Source organism: Rhizobium ruizarguesonis (assembly GCF_017357285.1).
GTDB lineage: Bacteria > Pseudomonadota > Alphaproteobacteria > Rhizobiales > Rhizobiaceae > Rhizobium > Rhizobium ruizarguesonis.
Genome location: NZ_CP071678.1, coordinates 2368023 through 2382778, shown reverse-complemented (window position 1 = coordinate 2382778; position 14756 = coordinate 2368023). Strand labels below are relative to the sequence as shown.

At 60.2% G+C, this 14756-nt stretch carries 19 protein-coding genes and 2 pseudogenes; 7 read left to right on the top strand and 14 right to left on the bottom strand.

Annotation, left to right across the window (positions count from 1 at the left end; translation table 11 throughout):
• The first annotated feature begins 2 nt into the window (after nt 1-2).
• Nucleotides 3-644 (top strand): ThuA domain-containing protein, encoded by a 642-nt coding sequence (locus J3P73_RS11905; RefSeq protein ID WP_003539493.1) that lies wholly within the window; start codon nt 3-5, stop codon nt 642-644.
• Between the two features lie 496 nt (nt 645-1140).
• On the top strand, nt 1141-2127 hold the full coding sequence (locus J3P73_RS11900; RefSeq protein ID WP_207579986.1) for an IS110 family transposase: 987 nt from the start codon (nt 1141-1143) through the stop codon (nt 2125-2127).
• Nucleotides 2128-2244: 117 nt separating this feature from the next.
• Here J3P73_RS11900 and J3P73_RS11895 read toward each other — a convergent pair whose 3' ends face one another.
• On the bottom strand, nt 2245-2721 hold the full coding sequence (locus J3P73_RS11895) for a DUF2938 domain-containing protein (RefSeq protein WP_130655347.1): 477 nt from the start codon (nt 2719-2721) through the stop codon (nt 2245-2247).
• A 111-nt stretch (nt 2722-2832) separates the two neighbouring features.
• On the bottom strand, nt 2833-3357 hold the full coding sequence (locus J3P73_RS11890) for a MarR family winged helix-turn-helix transcriptional regulator (protein ID WP_130691720.1): 525 nt from the start codon (nt 3355-3357) through the stop codon (nt 2833-2835).
• A 44-nt stretch (nt 3358-3401) separates the two neighbouring features.
• Here J3P73_RS11890 and J3P73_RS11885 point away from each other — a divergent pair, with 44 nt between their 5' ends.
• The gene (locus tag J3P73_RS11885; protein ID WP_130661546.1) at nt 3402-4898 is read left to right on the top strand and encodes an FAD-dependent oxidoreductase; all 1497 of its coding nucleotides are present in this window, start codon (nt 3402-3404) and stop codon (nt 4896-4898) included.
• Between the two features lie 166 nt (nt 4899-5064).
• Here the strand turns inward: J3P73_RS11885 and J3P73_RS11880 are convergent, their stop codons facing one another.
• The 3 genes from J3P73_RS11880 to J3P73_RS11870 all read right to left on the bottom strand — a co-directional run bounded on the left by J3P73_RS11880 (nt 5065) and on the right by J3P73_RS11870 (nt 5851).
• Nucleotides 5065-5316 (bottom strand): hypothetical protein, encoded by a 252-nt coding sequence (locus tag J3P73_RS11880; RefSeq protein WP_075223880.1) that lies wholly within the window; start codon nt 5314-5316, stop codon nt 5065-5067.
• A complete protein-coding gene (locus J3P73_RS11875) occupies nt 5316-5486 on the bottom strand; it encodes a hypothetical protein (protein WP_162039352.1) in 171 nt (56 codons plus the stop codon). Before J3P73_RS11875 ends, J3P73_RS11880 begins: the two co-directional genes overlap by 1 nt.
• A 107-nt stretch (nt 5487-5593) precedes the next feature.
• Entirely contained in the window at nt 5594-5851 is a 258-nt protein-coding gene (locus J3P73_RS11870) for a DUF982 domain-containing protein (protein ID WP_011651896.1), read from the bottom strand.
• Nucleotides 5852-6298: 447 nt separating this feature from the next.
• On the opposite strand from J3P73_RS11870, the gene J3P73_RS11865 reads away from it, so the two are divergent.
• Nucleotides 6299-7126, top strand: a complete 828-nt coding sequence (locus J3P73_RS11865) for a nickel-binding protein (RefSeq protein ID WP_024321930.1) — start codon at nt 6299-6301, stop codon at nt 7124-7126.
• 181 nt (nt 7127-7307) lie between these two features.
• Here the strand turns inward: J3P73_RS11865 and J3P73_RS11860 are convergent, their stop codons facing one another.
• The 5 genes and pseudogenes from J3P73_RS11860 to J3P73_RS11840 form a co-directional block, all read right to left on the bottom strand.
• Nucleotides 7308-7598, bottom strand: a complete 291-nt coding sequence (locus J3P73_RS11860; protein ID WP_018073545.1) for a DUF982 domain-containing protein — start codon at nt 7596-7598, stop codon at nt 7308-7310.
• Nucleotides 7599-8437: 839 nt separating this feature from the next.
• Nucleotides 8438-8724, bottom strand: a pseudogene (locus tag J3P73_RS11855) (transposase); the annotation flags it as partial.
• A 37-nt stretch (nt 8725-8761) separates the two neighbouring features.
• Nucleotides 8762-9022: a hypothetical protein gene (locus J3P73_RS11850; protein WP_075223882.1), complete on the bottom strand. Its 261-nt coding sequence runs from the start codon at nt 9020-9022 to the stop codon at nt 8762-8764.
• 33 nt (nt 9023-9055) lie between these two features.
• Nucleotides 9056-9592, bottom strand: a complete 537-nt coding sequence (locus J3P73_RS11845; protein WP_130691719.1) for an RNA polymerase sigma factor — start codon at nt 9590-9592, stop codon at nt 9056-9058.
• A 9-nt stretch (nt 9593-9601) separates the two neighbouring features.
• Nucleotides 9602-9832 (bottom strand): YgaP family membrane protein, encoded by a 231-nt coding sequence (locus J3P73_RS11840; RefSeq protein ID WP_018496895.1) that lies wholly within the window; start codon nt 9830-9832, stop codon nt 9602-9604.
• A gap of 96 nt (nt 9833-9928) precedes the next feature.
• Between J3P73_RS11840 and J3P73_RS38265 the strand changes: the two are divergent.
• A pseudogene (locus J3P73_RS38265) lies at nt 9929-10021 on the top strand (MarR family transcriptional regulator); the annotation flags it as partial.
• Between the two features lie 103 nt (nt 10022-10124).
• Here J3P73_RS38265 and J3P73_RS11835 read toward each other — a convergent pair.
• The gene (locus J3P73_RS11835) at nt 10125-10604 is read right to left on the bottom strand and encodes an LBP/BPI/CETP family protein (RefSeq protein ID WP_165418117.1); all 480 of its coding nucleotides are present in this window, start codon (nt 10602-10604) and stop codon (nt 10125-10127) included.
• Nucleotides 10605-10902: 298 nt separating this feature from the next.
• On the opposite strand from J3P73_RS11835, the gene J3P73_RS11830 reads away from it, so the two are divergent.
• Nucleotides 10903-11640: a hypothetical protein gene (locus J3P73_RS11830; RefSeq protein WP_130691715.1), complete on the top strand. Its 738-nt coding sequence runs from the start codon at nt 10903-10905 to the stop codon at nt 11638-11640.
• An 18-nt stretch (nt 11641-11658) separates the two neighbouring features.
• On the opposite strand, the gene J3P73_RS11825 is transcribed toward J3P73_RS11830, so the two are convergent.
• Both J3P73_RS11825 and J3P73_RS11820 read right to left on the bottom strand, forming a co-directional pair.
• Nucleotides 11659-13152 carry an FAD-dependent monooxygenase gene (locus J3P73_RS11825; RefSeq protein WP_130691713.1) on the bottom strand — a complete coding sequence of 498 codons (1494 nt, stop codon included), beginning with the start codon at nt 13150-13152 and terminating at the stop codon, nt 11659-11661.
• A gap of 353 nt (nt 13153-13505) precedes the next feature.
• Nucleotides 13506-13676, bottom strand: a complete 171-nt coding sequence (locus J3P73_RS11820; RefSeq protein ID WP_165418116.1) for a hypothetical protein — start codon at nt 13674-13676, stop codon at nt 13506-13508.
• 145 nt (nt 13677-13821) lie between these two features.
• Between J3P73_RS11820 and J3P73_RS11815 the strand changes: the two genes are divergently transcribed.
• A complete protein-coding gene (locus tag J3P73_RS11815) occupies nt 13822-14049 on the top strand; it encodes a hypothetical protein (protein WP_130655338.1) in 228 nt (75 codons plus the stop codon).
• 130 nt (nt 14050-14179) lie between these two features.
• Here J3P73_RS11815 and J3P73_RS11810 read toward each other — a convergent pair whose 3' ends face one another.
• Entirely contained in the window at nt 14180-14695 is a 516-nt protein-coding gene (locus J3P73_RS11810) for a hypothetical protein (protein ID WP_130691711.1), read from the bottom strand.
• Between the last annotated feature and the right edge of the window lie 61 nt (nt 14696-14756).

The following is a 14756-nucleotide window of genomic DNA, read 5'->3' as shown; positions in this document are numbered from 1 at the left end:
CTATGCGTGAAGCACTGATCGTTTGGGGCGGCTGGAGCGGGCATGAGCCGCAGGAGTGCGCCGAAATCATCAAGACGATGCTCGAGGAAGACGGCTTCAAGGTCTATCTCGAACACGGCACCGAGGCGCTTGCCGACCCTTCCGTCCATGATCTCAGCCTCGTCGTGCCGATCATGACGATGTCGAAGATCGAGAAGGAGGAGGTCAAGAACCTCGCGACCGCGATCGAAAGCGGCGTCGGCATTGCCGGCTATCACGGCGGTGCGGGCGATGCCTTCCGCGACTCCGTCGACTACCAGTTCATCATCGGCGGCCAGTGGGTGGCTCACCCCGGCAACATCATCGACTATACCGTCAACATCACACGCCCCGACGATCCGCTCATGGAAGGGATTGCCGATTTTCCCTATACGTCAGAGCAATATTACATGCATGTCGACCCCTCGAACGAGGTTCTGGCGACGACCAAGTTCACCGGCGAACATGCCTACTGGATCGACGGCGTCGTCATGCCCGTCGTCTGGAAGCGGAAATACGGCAAGGGCCGCGTCTTTTATTCCTCGCTCGGCCATCAGGCCAAGGAATTCGACGTTCCCCAAATGAAGACCATCTTCCGCCGCGGCGCCAACTGGGCGGCGCGGTGAGGCGAGGCTGTTGATGCGGATGCTGCCCCTCACCCTAACCCCTGGGTCGAGCCACTCGTCTCGACCCTCCCGACCCTGCAAACGCGGCGAAGGACGTGCTTTGCGAGATGTGGCGAGGGACGGAAAGGTCGCGGCATAGTCTCTTCTCCCCTCGGGGAGAAGGTGCCGGCAGGCGGATGAGGGGGCCACACGGCACACCTCTCACATAATTCACCTATCCCGCCACACCGAGCTCCGGCGCCCTGAACACAGTCGAGACGATACCGACACGGTCGAAGCCTGCGGGGTCCGTGTTGTTGAAAAGACCGGCTTCGCCGGCCCCCTTGCATGTTCAAACTGCATTCATTGTTTGATGATGGGTGCGACCCCTGGGGGATGGCCATCCCCCAGGGGGCGGACGGGCGGGACCGTAACCCCCTTGGCTTGAACCGGGGATGAGCCTGGTCCGCCCGTCCTTCGCGTTTGTCCTGAACAGATAGTGGGGAGCAGGTCCCGTATGCAAGGCAAGGTATCGTCCGAACGCACCGCGATGGCGACAGTTTATGTCGGTATCGATGTCTGTAAAGAGTGGCTGGACATTCATTTGCATCCTCTCGGCCGCAGTTTTCGGGTGACCAATGACACGGCCGGTCTGCGCCGCCTCAAGCGGGAGCTCGATGCGCTTGACCAGATGCCGCCCTCGGCGCTGCACATCGTCATGGAAGCGACCGGCAAGTGGCATCGCGCCGTTCAGCGTTCTCTGCATGCCGATGGCTTTTACGTGTCGGTCGTCGATCCGTTGCGCGCCCGGCTGTTTGCCAAAGCTTGCGGCTTTCTCGCCAAGACCGATCGGCTCGATGCGCGGCTTTTGGCCATCATGGGAGAAGCCCTCAAGCCCGCACAGACCCCACCGCAGGACCAAGCGCTGGAAGCCCTGCAGGAACTGGTCAATGCGCGATCTGCGGCCAACGGCGAACGCACCGCCCTGTCCAACCGGATGAAGACGGCCGTGACCGCCTTGCTGCGCAAGGAACTGACGCGCCGGCTTGCCGCGCTCGATACCCATATCGCAAGACTGGATGCCGAGATCGAGCGCAGCATCGGCGCCGAGCCCGAGATGCGCCGCCGCCTCGACATCCTCATCTCCATTCCCGGCATCGGTGCCGTCACCGCCGCAAGCCTGATCGCTGGCCTTTGCGAACTTGGCGCCTGCTCCGGCAAGCAGGCGGCCATGCTGGCTGGCCTTGCGCCGCTCGCCTGCGAAAGTGGCGAGCGGGCCGGACATCGCGCCATCAGGGGCGGACGCCCCGCACCCAGGAACGCCATCTACATGGCTGCCCTGTCCGCCTCCCGTCACAACCCCGACCTCGCGCACTTCGCCGAAAGACTGAAGAAGGCCGGGAAACCCAACAAGGTCGTCCTCGTCGCCGTCATGCGAAAGCTCATCGTGCTCGCAAATACCCTCATCACTAAAAACCGTATCTGGACACCAAATCCACCTTGACACCAAACACAGATGCTCATCCGCCCTACGGGCACCTTCTCCCCGCTGGGGAGAAGAGGGGATCGAGACGTTGCGGCATGTCCCCTCGCCCGGGCGGACGAAACCGACCCCGCGATCTCAGCCGATAATCAACGCCGTGCCGTAGAGTCCCAGCGCAAACACCGTATGAGCCAGCAGATTGAAGCATCGGACCTTGTTCGGGGTCGGATGTTTGGAGGCGGCCCAGCCGATGCCGAGGCCCGGCTGCAGCAGGAACCACCCTGCCCCGACGGTGACGATGCCGAAGATCCAGGCGGGAAGAAATGTCGGTGCCGCCAGCCAGCCCGAGCCCATGATGATGGCGAAGATCACCCCATAGAGGATGCCTACGGCGTAATGGCTGATCCAGCCGAGCGCCAGCTCATGGGCATAGGGCTCGGCGTCGGCAATGCTCTCGTGAAAGACCTTGCCGCGGCGAAGGTGCCAGAACCAGCGTCCCACCGGTGCCCAGTTGGGTGCCGACTGGCCGAACTGGGTGAGCAGGATCGCCCACAGGTCCATGAGGATGGTTGCGCCGGTGCCGATCACCAGGCCGCGCCACAGAATATCGAACATTGGGAATCACCGGAAAACGTTGCGATTGCAGGTCGCTACAAGATCATCGCAGACGCCCCGGCGCAATGCCTCCGGTGAATTCAAAGGCCACACAGGGAAATGATTCCGAGGCTAATCCCGCTGCGGACCGCCCTCGCCCTGCGTCTCACCCGAGCCATTGCCGATATCACCACTGATATCCTGCGCAAACTTCCGCATGAGGCGCACGAGTTCATTGAAGTCATGTTCGTCCCAGCTCTCGAAAATGGCGCGGCCCATCCGCTCGCGGGCGATGTCGATGCGATCGGTCATTGCCTTGCCCTTCGGGCTGATGACCGCTTCGCGCACGCGGCGGTCGGCGGCGTTGCCGCGGCGCTCCACCAGATCGAGACTTTCGAGCTTGGCGACCTGACGGCTGACGGTGGTGTAGTCGCGCCCGGCGCGGTCGGCGAGTTCGACCACCCCGATCGGACCGAGCCGTTCTATCGTGACCAACAGCGGAAACAGCGCACGATCGAGCGAAATGCCCGCCTCGCGGACCATCTGCTCGTCGCGCTGCGGGCGGTTCATGACGCTGACGATCTCGATCAAAGCCCCATGCAGTTCGCGCAGTTTTTCACTGATATGTGTATTTTGCACATTCTTTGTTGACACCATGCCGATTCTCCTATTATGTGCATAATACACATATAGAGAAACCAATGACAGAAAATTCCACAGTCGACGTGCTGATATCAGGCGCCGGGGCTGCCGGCCTGACGCTGGCGATCGAGCTGGCGCGGTGGGGCGTGTCCTTCCGCCTGATCGAAAAATTGAACGACCCATTCCGCGGTTCCCGCGGCAAGGGTATTCAGCCGCGAAGCCAAGAGGTGTTCGAGGATCTCGGCATTCTCGACCGGATCGTCGCGCTCGGCGGCGCCTACCCCAGACAGCGGGAATATCGCGATGACGGCAGCGTTAGCGAATCCGATGCCGTGATGGGTGGGGCGCCGACGCCCGCCGAGCCCTATCATCTTCCGCTGATGGTGCCGCAGTTCCTGACCGAAGGGGTGATGCGAGAGCGCCTGCTCGAGCTCGCGCATCGCCCCGAATTCGCCAGCGAACTCATCGGCTTTGAACAGGATGAGGCGGGCGTGACCGCGCGGCTTAAGGGCACATCCGGCGAAGAGACCATCCGCGTGCGCTGGCTCGTCGGCGCCGATGGCGGCCGCAGCTTTGTGCGCCATGCGCTGGATATCGGCTTTCCCGGCAAGACGCTCGGCGTGCGCGCCGTCGTCGCCGATGTCATGCTGACGGGATTGGATCGCGACGCTTGGCATCGCTTCGGCGATGGCGACATGCAGCGGCAGATCGCCATTTGCCCGCTTGCGGGGACGGATCTGTTCCAGATCCAGGGACCCATCCCGCTCGAAGGCGAGCTCGATCTCTCGGCAGCAGGCTTGACCACCCTGGTGAAGGAGCGCACCGGCCGCGACGACATCGAGGTCCAATCGGTCTCCTGGGCGTCAGCCTTCCATATGAACGCCCGGCTTGCCGATCGCTATCGGCTCGGCCGCGTGTTCCTGGTCGGCGATGCCGCCCATACGCATCCGCCGACCGGCGGACAGGGTCTGAATACCAGCGTTCAGGACGCCTATAATCTCGGATGGAAACTGGCTGCGGTTACTGCCGGCGCCCCCGATGCGCTGCTCGACAGCTATGAGGAAGAGCGCCGCCCGGTCGCCGCCGCCGTGCTCGGTCTGGCGACCAATCTTCTTGACGCCATGAAGCGAGGCGATATGCGGCGTGGCCGCGATATGCATCAACTCGATATCGGCTATCCGTCCTCCTCCTTCGCGCTGGAAAAGCCGGAGCGGAGCGCCGGCCTGCTTGCGGGCGACCGTGCACCCGATGCGCCGCTCAAAGGTGTCGCCGGCCAGCCGACGCGTCTGTTCGAACTGTTCAGGGGGCCGCACTGGACGCTGCTGGGCTACGAGGCCGAGCAAGCCGCCGTACCGTCGCGCCCGGGCCTGCATATCCACAGGATCGGCCGTCGCGGAGATCTCATCGACGACGGCGGGCATTTCCATGATGCCTACGGTCTGGAATCGGGCGACTGGGTGCTCGTGCGTCCGGATGGCTATGTCGGCGCTATCATTGCGTCTGCTCACGCCTGGGCGCTGGAAGCCTATCTCGCAAATGTCGGCCTTGCCGCATAAGCGGCAACTCTAAGCGCCACCGCGTCTTTCACGCGCCTGAAAAGACGCGCGCCGTAGCCAATCGCCACCGCGAATAGCGCACTTTCGTTGTTAGCCGCCGCACAAGGCCCCAGAGAGCCTCATCCTTGTACGTTGCCGCACCATAGACCAAGCGGCATCGGATCTTTCAGAGAGCATCCCGCTCGTATCGCGGCGCCCAGCCGCGGGCCATCCCGCGGCTCATTACGCTTTCCGCCAGCGCCAATTGCTGGCGGAGATGTTTGCAGTCATCAAGCAGCGAGCGTATCGCCGCCTTGGCATTGTCGTCATGCCAGGCAAGCACGGCTTCGACTTCCCAGGCCTGATCGGGCCAGGTTTGTTCGGGGCCAGCTTGTTCGGGGGATGCCCGATCGGGTTCCAAGGTCCTTGCCGGCCGCATCAGTTTAGCGCCAACGGCAATTGAACCGGGCGCGGCAATGGTGGCAGCGGCCGGCTGAGTTCGACTTTTCTCTGCCAGGCGGCACGCCGCTGTTGATCCCGCTCGCGGGCTGCGCGGGACGCTTCGACGAGCGCAAGGGCGTTGGCGATCACCTGTTCCGTATGCGTCATGATCATCTCCAATGTTCCTGTTTTGTTCTAAGTTAGAACTTTGGCAGGAAAAGTCAAGCGTCGGGACGATATGGCTTTGAGGATAGGTGAGGAAGCGCGGAGAGTATTCAGTCCGCCGCTTCTATGACGGCGATGCCCGCCTCCTGTGCCGCCCTGATGAAGGCCGCCCGCACGTGTTCCGGTGGGAGATCGCCGATAATCGCATCCAGGCACGACTTGACGGCCTCGAAATACTCTTCGCCGTCGTCTACCGGCCAGTCGCGCAGGAGCGTGCGCGCGGCGTCCCACACAGAGTTAATAACGGCATAATGACCAAGCCCCATTGAGGCCAAGCCAACCGGTCGAAAATGTGCCGTCTGTCTCACTTTGCTACAGCTTTTCCCAATTTCGGTGGAGCTTATGGATACGATGCAATTTGCGTGCCGTTGGTATGCCGCGTCAACGGCCGAAGCGGGGATTTTGATCCTGGCCAATGATGCCGCGACGGACGTGTTTCTCCATCCCTCCGGGTCCCTGCAGGCGACGCGTTTGAGAACATGGAACGCTTGAAGCTTCCTGAGCGACCCCCGAGAGCCCCACGATCAGTCATTAAGCAACTGATTATGGTAAATATCAGGCTTATCATCCCAAGCCCGCTGATTAAACCTCAGTCTTTCCTTCTATACTCCATAAGGATTACAGCAACTCATATGCTTTGCTGGAAGCAAAAGTCTCTATCATCCTTCATTGATTGTCCCAGAGGTGGACGGAGTTTCATCCGGGTCGTACAATGCGATCTATCCTGCACGCGGCGGATCTGGGAGGAGCGCGCGATGCCTATTTTCATGGATCGGCACTTTCTTGAAGGAACGACGGCCGCCGACGTTGCCCGGGCGCATCGCATGGATCTCGACATCCAGGACAAGTACGGCGTCAAGTTCCTGACCTACTGGTTCGATCAGCGGCGTGGGACCGCCTTTTGCCTCGTGGATGCGCCGGACGCGGAAACTGCGCAATGTGTGCATCGCGAGGCCCATGGCTTCGTCGCCGGCGAGATCGTCGAGGTCGCCTTGTCAGCGGTCGAGGCTTTTCTTGGCCGAATTCATGATCCGGAGCCGGCGCCTGGCCAGTCGTCCAGCGACGTCGATCCCGGCCACCGGGCAATTCTCTTTACCGACATCGTCGGATCGACAGCGATGACATCGCGCCTCGGCGACCGGATTGCGACAGAAATGGTCAGAGCCCATGACGCTATCGTGCGCCGATGCCTCAGCCAGAATTCAGGTCGCGAAGTGAAACACACAGGCGACGGCATCATGGCGGCCTTCGCCGCGACAACGGCAGCCGTCGAATGCGCCATGGCGATCCAGCGGGAATTCGAGCGTTACAACGGCGGAAACACCGAGCCTATCCATATCCGCATCGGAGTGGATTGCGGCGAGCCGGTCGAGGACAGCAACGACCTCTTCGGCTCGACCGTGCAACTTGCCGCGCGTCTCTGCGCGGCAGCCTCCACCGACCAGATCCTCGTCTCGGAGAATATTTTTCGGGAGTATGGCGCCGCCGATCTCTTCACTCACGCAACGCGCCGACGGTTCAAGGGGTTCTCGAAGCCGATGCAGGTCTTCCGATGCGACTGGGCCAATGCCGACGTAAACTAAGATCTGTTGGATCCGATACCCGAATAGCCGGCTGCCTCTTGGCGGGGCTTGCCGCGGCGCTTTTTGGCCAAGAAATAGGCGATCATCCGATCCGGAGATATCTAAACCAAAACGCGCCGCAACTGATGTGACGGCGCGCCCTCACCTGCCATGCAGACGGGCCTAACAGGCCCATATCTGACTAAGCATTACCAATTTGATGGTTCATCAGCCGCTCGAATTTGGGGCCGCCCTCGACCATTGCAAGTACGCCCGACATCTTCAGGAACCGGCGGAAATTCTCGCGCGCAGCGCTCAACGGGAAACGCCCGTTGGCCGTATCCCTGCACGCCTTCAACAGCGTGTCATATGCCAAACCCCGTTTGTCCTCCGGCCACCCGTCCAGAACATCGAAGATTTCATCGAGGCACGTGACCTCATCGATGAAATGTTGACGATGAAGCAGAATCGGATCAAACCGAGTTGACGACATAGTATCCTCCCATTTATATTACTTTTTTATGGTGTAATTTTACTGAATAACCGCGATTTTTTCAAGTCAAAATCGAGTTCGTCGGACTATTAACGTCATGCAACTACTTCCACAACGGCAGAATAGCCCGATCAGAGTAGACTTAAGCGCATTTGACCATCGGTTGAGGGTCGACGCATCACCAATATAGATTGGTAGATCAATCGTAGGAATGTTTCGGATCAGCTAAGCGTGATCAGACGTGCTAGAAGTTTCGTATATTCTCGTGTTGGCATGGTAGATTGCGACCATGACAACCTCGCGAGGAGACGTTCGGATGAACCGATTTTTTTCATTGGTAGCGGGAGTGCTGATCGGTGTGTCCGCGTTCACGTCTTCCTGCACATCGCCTGCAAGGCAGGATCACCAGGATTTTCAATATCAGCGGGATACATCGGTAAACCCGGCATGCGCGGATGGGTTCAGACCCAGCAATGCGCGCTCGTGCAGTTATTGAAAGGTTAGAGCCGGAAATTGGGTTTTGCACTAGGGGCGGCACGCGACAGCAATGGGGCCGGTCGGGAACTCCTAACCTGCTTCACCGTTATGTGATCGGGTCACAGTTGGCCCGATCCTAAACAGGAGAACGGTTCCCCATGAACAATTTGATCTGGCTCGTCGGCGCTGTCGTCATCGTGCTCGCGGTTTTGAGTTTCTTCGGCTTCCGCTGATTGCAGACGCGCTGATGGAAATGTGGCGGCACAACCGCGTGTTCCCTACCCGGCGATCGGATGGACGATGAATTCCTCCGCGCCGATGGATCGATTGGGACGGGCGTGCCTAGTATCTCTGCACAGTGATTATGACTCTTTGGCCGTATCGGGATAGGTGCGGCCCATTTTGGTGCGGGCTTTGTCGGTCGTGAACATCCACTTGATTTGGGCGCCGGCGGTGTTGCGCTGTTTCTCCCATGCGGCAAGCTCACGGACAAGGCGCGCTTGGGGTCGTTGATTCTGCGATCGAGGCACCGGCAGCGCAAGACGCCGATTTCGATCTCGACCATGTTCAGCCAGCTGGCGTGCTTGGGGGTGTAGTGGAGCTGCAGGCGACGCAGAATGCGCCGGGCTTCGGCGGGCGCAAAGGCTTCAGACACTCAACACGCTGCCATCGTTACAGGTGGTCATTCACGGTGCCGCATGGTGGCGTTTGAACATACGGTAGGTTGTCTCGACGAGACCGATCGTCCAGCAGATGGGGCAACCGCGAAAAGCCACCATCGACACGCCAGCCAGGGCCAGCGAATAAAATGGATGTGGCACAGAGATCGATATCGCGTAACTCAAAGCGCTGATGCCGACAATACCGCGGACCAGATGTTCGACAAGACCATCGCTGGCGAACATTGTCTTGGGCGAGGCGGTAGATGACAGGTTCATGGGATTCATGGAAATTCATCTCTCCAATTCATAGTGGTTCAATCAATCCAAGAGGTATTCACGTAGCAGCGCCCGGCTCCGGTGCAGTCGACCCTTGATGCTCTCGCGGGTGAGGTTCAGTGAAGCGGCGACCTCGTCGATCGTCATCTCTTCGATATCGCGCAGTATGATCACCTCGCGGTAGTGTTCGGGCAGGGATTGGATCGCGCGTGAAAGGTCAAGCCGGAGTTCGTCCTGCGACAAATGTGCCAGGCGGTCCACGTTGGCCGGATTCAGCAACGCGTCGTTCAGATTGTCCGGCTTTCCCATCGCGCGCATTGCCATGCGCAAACATTCGCGGCGTACCACGGCCAGCAGCCAGCCCGATATCGAGCCCAGTGCGCGCAGCGTTCCGACGCGGCGGTACAGCAGCCACAATGTCTCCTGCACCACGTCGTCAACGTCGTCGGAAGCGCTGCAGCTGCGCTGCGCATAGCGCCGAATGTCTGGCTGTGCGAGGTCCAGCAAAGCCAAGATGGCTTGCTTGTCACCATTGCGCGCGTCGTCAACCAGAGCCAGGTCATACTTCGGCGTGTACATGCGGGTGTCCTACTTCGCAGTGTCGAGGCGGCGGTTCGCGGCATCCAAGCGGCGGCCCGCCATGGCACACATGGGACAAAAACCGATGAAGCCGGTGAGCAGTGTGCTGACGCCGACGCCAGCAATCGCATAGCCGATCATAAGCCCACTTAAGCCCAGCAAGCCGCAGGCGATCATAGCCAAACCGGCAACGACACGAACCGCGCGTTCCCATCCAGGTACATTCTTGACATAAAACACGGTAAACCCTCCAAAGTTGCAAGCGCAATGGCACGCTCGAAAGGTAAGAGGGCTGGGAATGCAGTTTCGGTTCGCGTCGTTCTAAAAATATTTCAACAGCGCCATTTCCAGGTCACCCCGCCCTCGGTTCATCAGATGGTTCTTGCGCTCGAACGCGCCGGCCTGATCCGACGCCAAACCGGCGTCGCCCCAAAATCAACCCGTCAAATCCTCTGTGCAGAGGTACTAGTCGAAAGCTATGTCTCCGCCGGCGTCAATCCGCGGACGCCTAGAACGGGGTCAAAGCCGTCGATCACCTCTCGCACATCTTCGCGAGGTTCTTCTCGAGACTTCGGCGCAGCGCGTCGGAAATCTCGGTCTGCAGTCCTTTGACAATATCGCCGAAGCGACCGCCAGTCTGCACGATCTCGATCGAACTCTCGGTGGTCTTGCATGTCGCAAGGTCGACCTGCAGATGGACTTCTGCGGTCGCCGAGAACCCGCCTTTGACGAGAGCTTCGTCCGATGTCTTGCAGGCCAGCGTGCCCCGGGCACTGGCCTGCGCAGCGTCGCCATTCACCGACACCTGGAGGTTTTCGATCTTCACGGAATCGAGCTTGTCGACGCCTACCTGCACGGTAATCCCAAAACTCGAGACCTTCGCCTTGAGCGACCTGCAAGGTTGCGCGTCTCCGATGGCCCGCTCCAGCGCATTCGCCGCTTGCGCCTGTGAGACGATGAGCGGTTGCAAGACAAGTGCGCCTATCGCAAGCAGGCCCAGCCAATAGCGCATCTCCTTCTCCTTCCCGTATAGTCCGATGACCAGCCCGCGGACGCCCCGCATCATAAGCGTGGAACAGGCCATCGGCAAAGCAATGCCGATCGCCGCCACACACTCGGCACCTGAGCGACTCCTTTGCTATCGCATTTGCCATTTTCCGAGCTGCGGCGGGTCGATTCGAGATCGACCGCCATGTCCTCGACTATCCGCAGAATGACGTGTGAACAGCGCGAAAAGTGGATGATCACCCCCTCGGTCTTCCTTTACAATCAGTCGTTTCGGCCTCTCAAGCCAGTGCATGGGAAAATCGATGGATCGTCTTGTTGGTGCAGATGAAGCGACGCAATCGGAGAAGCGGGCTGAGAAAGCTGATCGGCCGGAGGGCTTGGCGCGGGATGTTGCGGTCATCAAGATCGGCGACTGTCTGCTGGGCTACAAGGCCGTCCAGCGCCGCATGCGGGCCAGCCGTTGGAACCATTTCCGCGGCCGGATGCGCGAGATCGAAAAATTGATCCGGCATCGCCACGGAGACATCGTGCCCGAGGCCGATGACGCATTGATCTATGTCGAGGTGATCGCCGGCCTCGCCCTGGTCGAGTTCAAGGAAGAGTTCGTCGAGGTGGTGCTCGGCTGGGCGGCGCGATGGCTTCCCTGGGCTGGGAAAGCCGACATAGAGGACGTCATCTACGAGCGGACCAAGGTGCGCTTTTCTGACTTGTCCGCCGACGCGCTCGGTCACGCGCTGCATCTCAGCTACGCGGAACGGAGCGCCCTCAATATCCGCACCATCGGTGCGTTCGATGTGACGAAGCGGAAGAGAGCAAAACTTCAAAAGGAAAAGCGGCGCCAGCGGGACCGAGCGCGAAAAGAGGAGCAGCGCCGTGCCGCCGGCGCCCTTTCCAGAGCCGACTATCTCGCCAATTCTTTCAGCCAAGCGCGCCCCTGGGAGGCTTTCGGCATCAGCCGCCGGACGTGGGAACGCCGCAGCAAACCGATGCCGGATCCGGAGACGATATCGGACTGCGGTTCGATCTCGCTCGCCGCTTAGTCGGCGCTTTCTCGGCCTTTAGCCGGGTGGTCCGAACCAGCTATTCACAGCCTTCTCCAGACCATCCTGCGTCCCGTTACCCACCCACGCCACATATCCATCGGGCCGGATCAATACCGCGACGGGCGCGGAGACCACACCCAGCGCAGGCAGCTCCCATGGACCGTCATATCTGCCGTCGACCAACCTGACGCGGTCCGACCACGGCGCGATGTCGAAGCTGCCGGGCGCGTTGAGGTTCAGGAACACGGGCCGCGCATCCTGGAGCAGCGTAAAGAGACGCAGAGGACCATCAGGCGTGGTGAGATCGAGGTCAGGCATGCGGCGGCCGAGCAGCGGATGCCCCTCGCCGAACTCGTAGTGGATTGCCAATCCGGACATTTCGGCTGCGATGCGTTTGCGCGGTTCCTCCATGCCAAGCAGCTCCGTTACGATGTCTCGCAAGGCTTCGGTGCGATCGTCGGTCCGCTGCAATGCGACCTGCGCCATCGTCGTGCGCAACACGCGGGCCGCAACCGGATGGCGCTCGGCGTGATAGGTGTCGAGCAAGGCTTCAGGCGACGTGCCTTTTATCACCTGGGCCAATTTCCAACCGAGATTGACGGCATCCTGCACACCGGTATTGAGGCCTTGTCCGCCGACCGGAGAATGCACATGGGCGGCATCGCCGGCGAGGAGTACCCGGCCCTTGCGGTAGGCCGTTGCCTGCCTGGACATGTCGGTGAACCTGGAAATCCAGTTGACGCGATGGATGCCGTAATCCGTTTCGAAGGCGGCGATGAGCGCTTCCCTGAGATCGTCGAGCGTGGGTTCGGTCGTCGCGCCGGCATTCTTCTCCGGCACCATCACGCCGATCGGACCTTCTTTGGCAAAGACGATCTTGCCCTCGTGGATTTCATACTCCTCCCTGCCGAAGGCATAGATGCCAAGGGCGGTGCGGTGGATGCCCAATGGCGGCTCCTCTTCCATCTCCACTTCGGCCAGAATGTTGCCGGTCGTCGGATCCCATCCTTCAAACGCAATGCCGGCAACCTTGCGAACCAGACTGCGGCCGCCATCGCAGCCGACGAGATAGCCTGCCCTGAGCGAGGCGCCATCGGAGAGTTCGATGGTGACGCCGCTGTCGTCCTGCGCGAAACCCGTTACCTCAAGGCTGCGATAGATCGGCACCGCCAGCTCGTTGACCCAGCCGGCCAGAATGCGCTCGATATGCTTCTGCCGCAGCGCCAGCCCGTAATTGTGCCGGGTCGGAAAATCGCTGATGTCCAGACGGGTGACCGCAAACCCCGTGACCTGGGCTACCTGGCCTGCCGCAAGTAACCGGTCGACGATGCCGCGCTGATCGAGAACCTCGAGCGTGCGTGCACTCAGACCGCCGGCACGCGTACCGGCAAGCTCCTGGTCAGGGCGGCGTTCGACGATAGCGACGTCGACGCCTGCCAAGGCGAGCTCGCCTGCCAGCATCAAGCCCGTCGGCCCTGCCCCGGCAACCACGACTGCATGTTCCCTCATCCGCAAACTCCCTTATTTCAATTGTTCCAACGCGATATCTCAGGGTTCCAGAGACCTGGCCCCACTGCTTCCTACGCATCCAATCGGCCCGTCCAATCGGTCCTGCGCAGATGCCGATTTTCTCTGTCGCAGGTTGTTCTCCCTATAAGTATAAGCTCCATACTGGTTGGAAGGACTTGCGACAGAATTTCGGGCTTGCTCTCCAAAGCCCTATTCGCTGCCACTTGCGGGTCTCTTGCTGTGGAGCCCAGGCGCCTCCAACGCGACCTGACCGGGTGGGCGCTGGATGTGGCAGGCGCCGTCCGGGGTCGATCCCCTCGAACGAATCAATCAATTCCTTGGAAAGACGTATCTCACTGCGGAGCTGGAGCCTTTTGCGGAATCGTCTCGGCCGCCGGTCGCTCAGACGGATCGGCGGGATGGCCATAGATTGTGTATACGGCCCCCGCCAGCACCCCCAAGACGAGAAGAGCGAGGACGTAGAATATCATGCCGCGGATTGCCGTCTTCGGTGTCTCGTCCATCAACATCTCCAAGGTTACTCAGCGATCAAATTCGCTGCGAGCGCCTTTGGTTCCGACGCGGAGGTTGTTCAAGTGAGCACCCATTCACGGAACGATCCGGTCCGGATCTGGTTTACCCCACATCCTGGTTGCTATGGAGGTCACCATGTGGGCCATCCTGATCGGAGCCGCTCTCATCATCGGCGGACTTCTCTTTCTCTTTACCTCGGTGCTTGGACGAAGACCGAGTGATCCGCATCAAATGCCGCAAGGCGGCACCACGCTGGAGCCACGACGGCAAGGCCTCAGATTCCTCGGGATATCGAAAAACTGGCCGGCCCTGGCGGTTATCGCACTCGGCGCACTTCTCTTGGCTTTTGGCGGATATTCGTGACATCCGACAGCACTCGACCGCTCCAAAATTCCGGCATTATGGGGGCACGTGCGGCGCTTGTTTCACAATGCCGCCGAGATAGTGCAGCAAAACGACGAACGTCGATTGACGGCAATATAAGAGCCGCCGGTCAATGCTTGAGGCATTTGCGGCCCATTGCCATTGCTTTGTAAGTTCCCTTCAAGTCGACGACAAAGGTCCCCTTGGTTTCCGGAAACACGATCATTTCATATTTCTTCGCCAGATCGCGCTTGAACTCCGGGCTGTCCGTCAAGATGTAGCCGCCAGAATATCCGCCCCTGAGCTCACCGTGGGTGCTGGTGGCAACACCACCATAGAGATGACCTCCGATTGAGACGAAGACTTCCGACTTGGTCCCGTTCTGAAGGCCGATATCAGCCTTCGAGAATACGCCAAGATATCCCACCTGCTGATCTGCGGTAACACCCATTTGCACCGAACTTGCACCATAGTCGCGCACGATCAAGCAATCTCCGCGGGTTTGATTTGTATAGACGGTCCAGTTCTCAACCTCCCCATATTTGACAAGCACATCACTGGCTTTGGGAACGGGATTTTGTCCATAGGCCGCCATCGCCGACAGCCCTACTGACGTCGCAGCGATCAGTGTCAAGAAACTTCTCATCGATATCCCCTTTTCGTGCGCAGGCTGAATTGCTCTGTGGCCGGGGCGGTGATCTGCGCGA

Bases quoted from the DNA above. Each gene is read 5' to 3' on its own strand.
- J3P73_RS11820 (WP_165418116.1), bottom strand. From the start codon at position 13,676: ATGGACGAGACACCGAAGACGGCAATCCGCGGCATGATATTCTACGTC.
- J3P73_RS11890 (WP_130691720.1), bottom strand. From the start codon at position 3,357: ATGGTGTCAACAAAGAATGTGCAAAATACACATATCAGTGAAAAACTG.
- J3P73_RS11880 (WP_075223880.1), bottom strand. From the start codon at position 5,316: ATGCGGCCGGCAAGGACCTTGGAACCCGATCGGGCATCCCCCGAACAA.
- J3P73_RS11825 (WP_130691713.1), bottom strand. From the start codon at position 13,152: ATGAGGGAACATGCAGTCGTGGTTGCCGGGGCAGGGCCGACGGGCTTG.
- J3P73_RS11875 (WP_162039352.1), bottom strand. From the start codon at position 5,486: ATGACGCATACGGAACAGGTGATCGCCAACGCCCTTGCGCTCGTCGAA.
- J3P73_RS11845 (WP_130691719.1), bottom strand. From the start codon at position 9,592: ATGTACACGCCGAAGTATGACCTGGCTCTGGTTGACGACGCGCGCAAT.
- J3P73_RS11835 (WP_165418117.1), bottom strand. From the start codon at position 10,604: ATGCGCTATTGGCTGGGCCTGCTTGCGATAGGCGCACTTGTCTTGCAA.
- J3P73_RS11850 (WP_075223882.1), bottom strand. From the start codon at position 9,022: ATGAATCCCATGAACCTGTCATCTACCGCCTCGCCCAAGACAATGTTC.
- J3P73_RS11905 (WP_003539493.1), top strand. From the start codon at position 3: ATGCGTGAAGCACTGATCGTTTGGGGCGGCTGGAGCGGGCATGAGCCG.
- J3P73_RS11830 (WP_130691715.1), top strand. From the start codon at position 10,903: ATGGATCGTCTTGTTGGTGCAGATGAAGCGACGCAATCGGAGAAGCGG.
- J3P73_RS11860 (WP_018073545.1), bottom strand. From the start codon at position 7,598: ATGTCGTCAACTCGGTTTGATCCGATTCTGCTTCATCGTCAACATTTC.
- J3P73_RS11865 (WP_024321930.1), top strand. From the start codon at position 6,299: ATGCCTATTTTCATGGATCGGCACTTTCTTGAAGGAACGACGGCCGCC.
- J3P73_RS11900 (WP_207579986.1), top strand. From the start codon at position 1,141: ATGCAAGGCAAGGTATCGTCCGAACGCACCGCGATGGCGACAGTTTAT.
- J3P73_RS11815 (WP_130655338.1), top strand. From the start codon at position 13,822: ATGTGGGCCATCCTGATCGGAGCCGCTCTCATCATCGGCGGACTTCTC.
- J3P73_RS11885 (WP_130661546.1), top strand. From the start codon at position 3,402: ATGACAGAAAATTCCACAGTCGACGTGCTGATATCAGGCGCCGGGGCT.
- J3P73_RS11810 (WP_130691711.1), bottom strand. From the start codon at position 14,695: ATGAGAAGTTTCTTGACACTGATCGCTGCGACGTCAGTAGGGCTGTCG.
- J3P73_RS11895 (WP_130655347.1), bottom strand. From the start codon at position 2,721: ATGTTCGATATTCTGTGGCGCGGCCTGGTGATCGGCACCGGCGCAACC.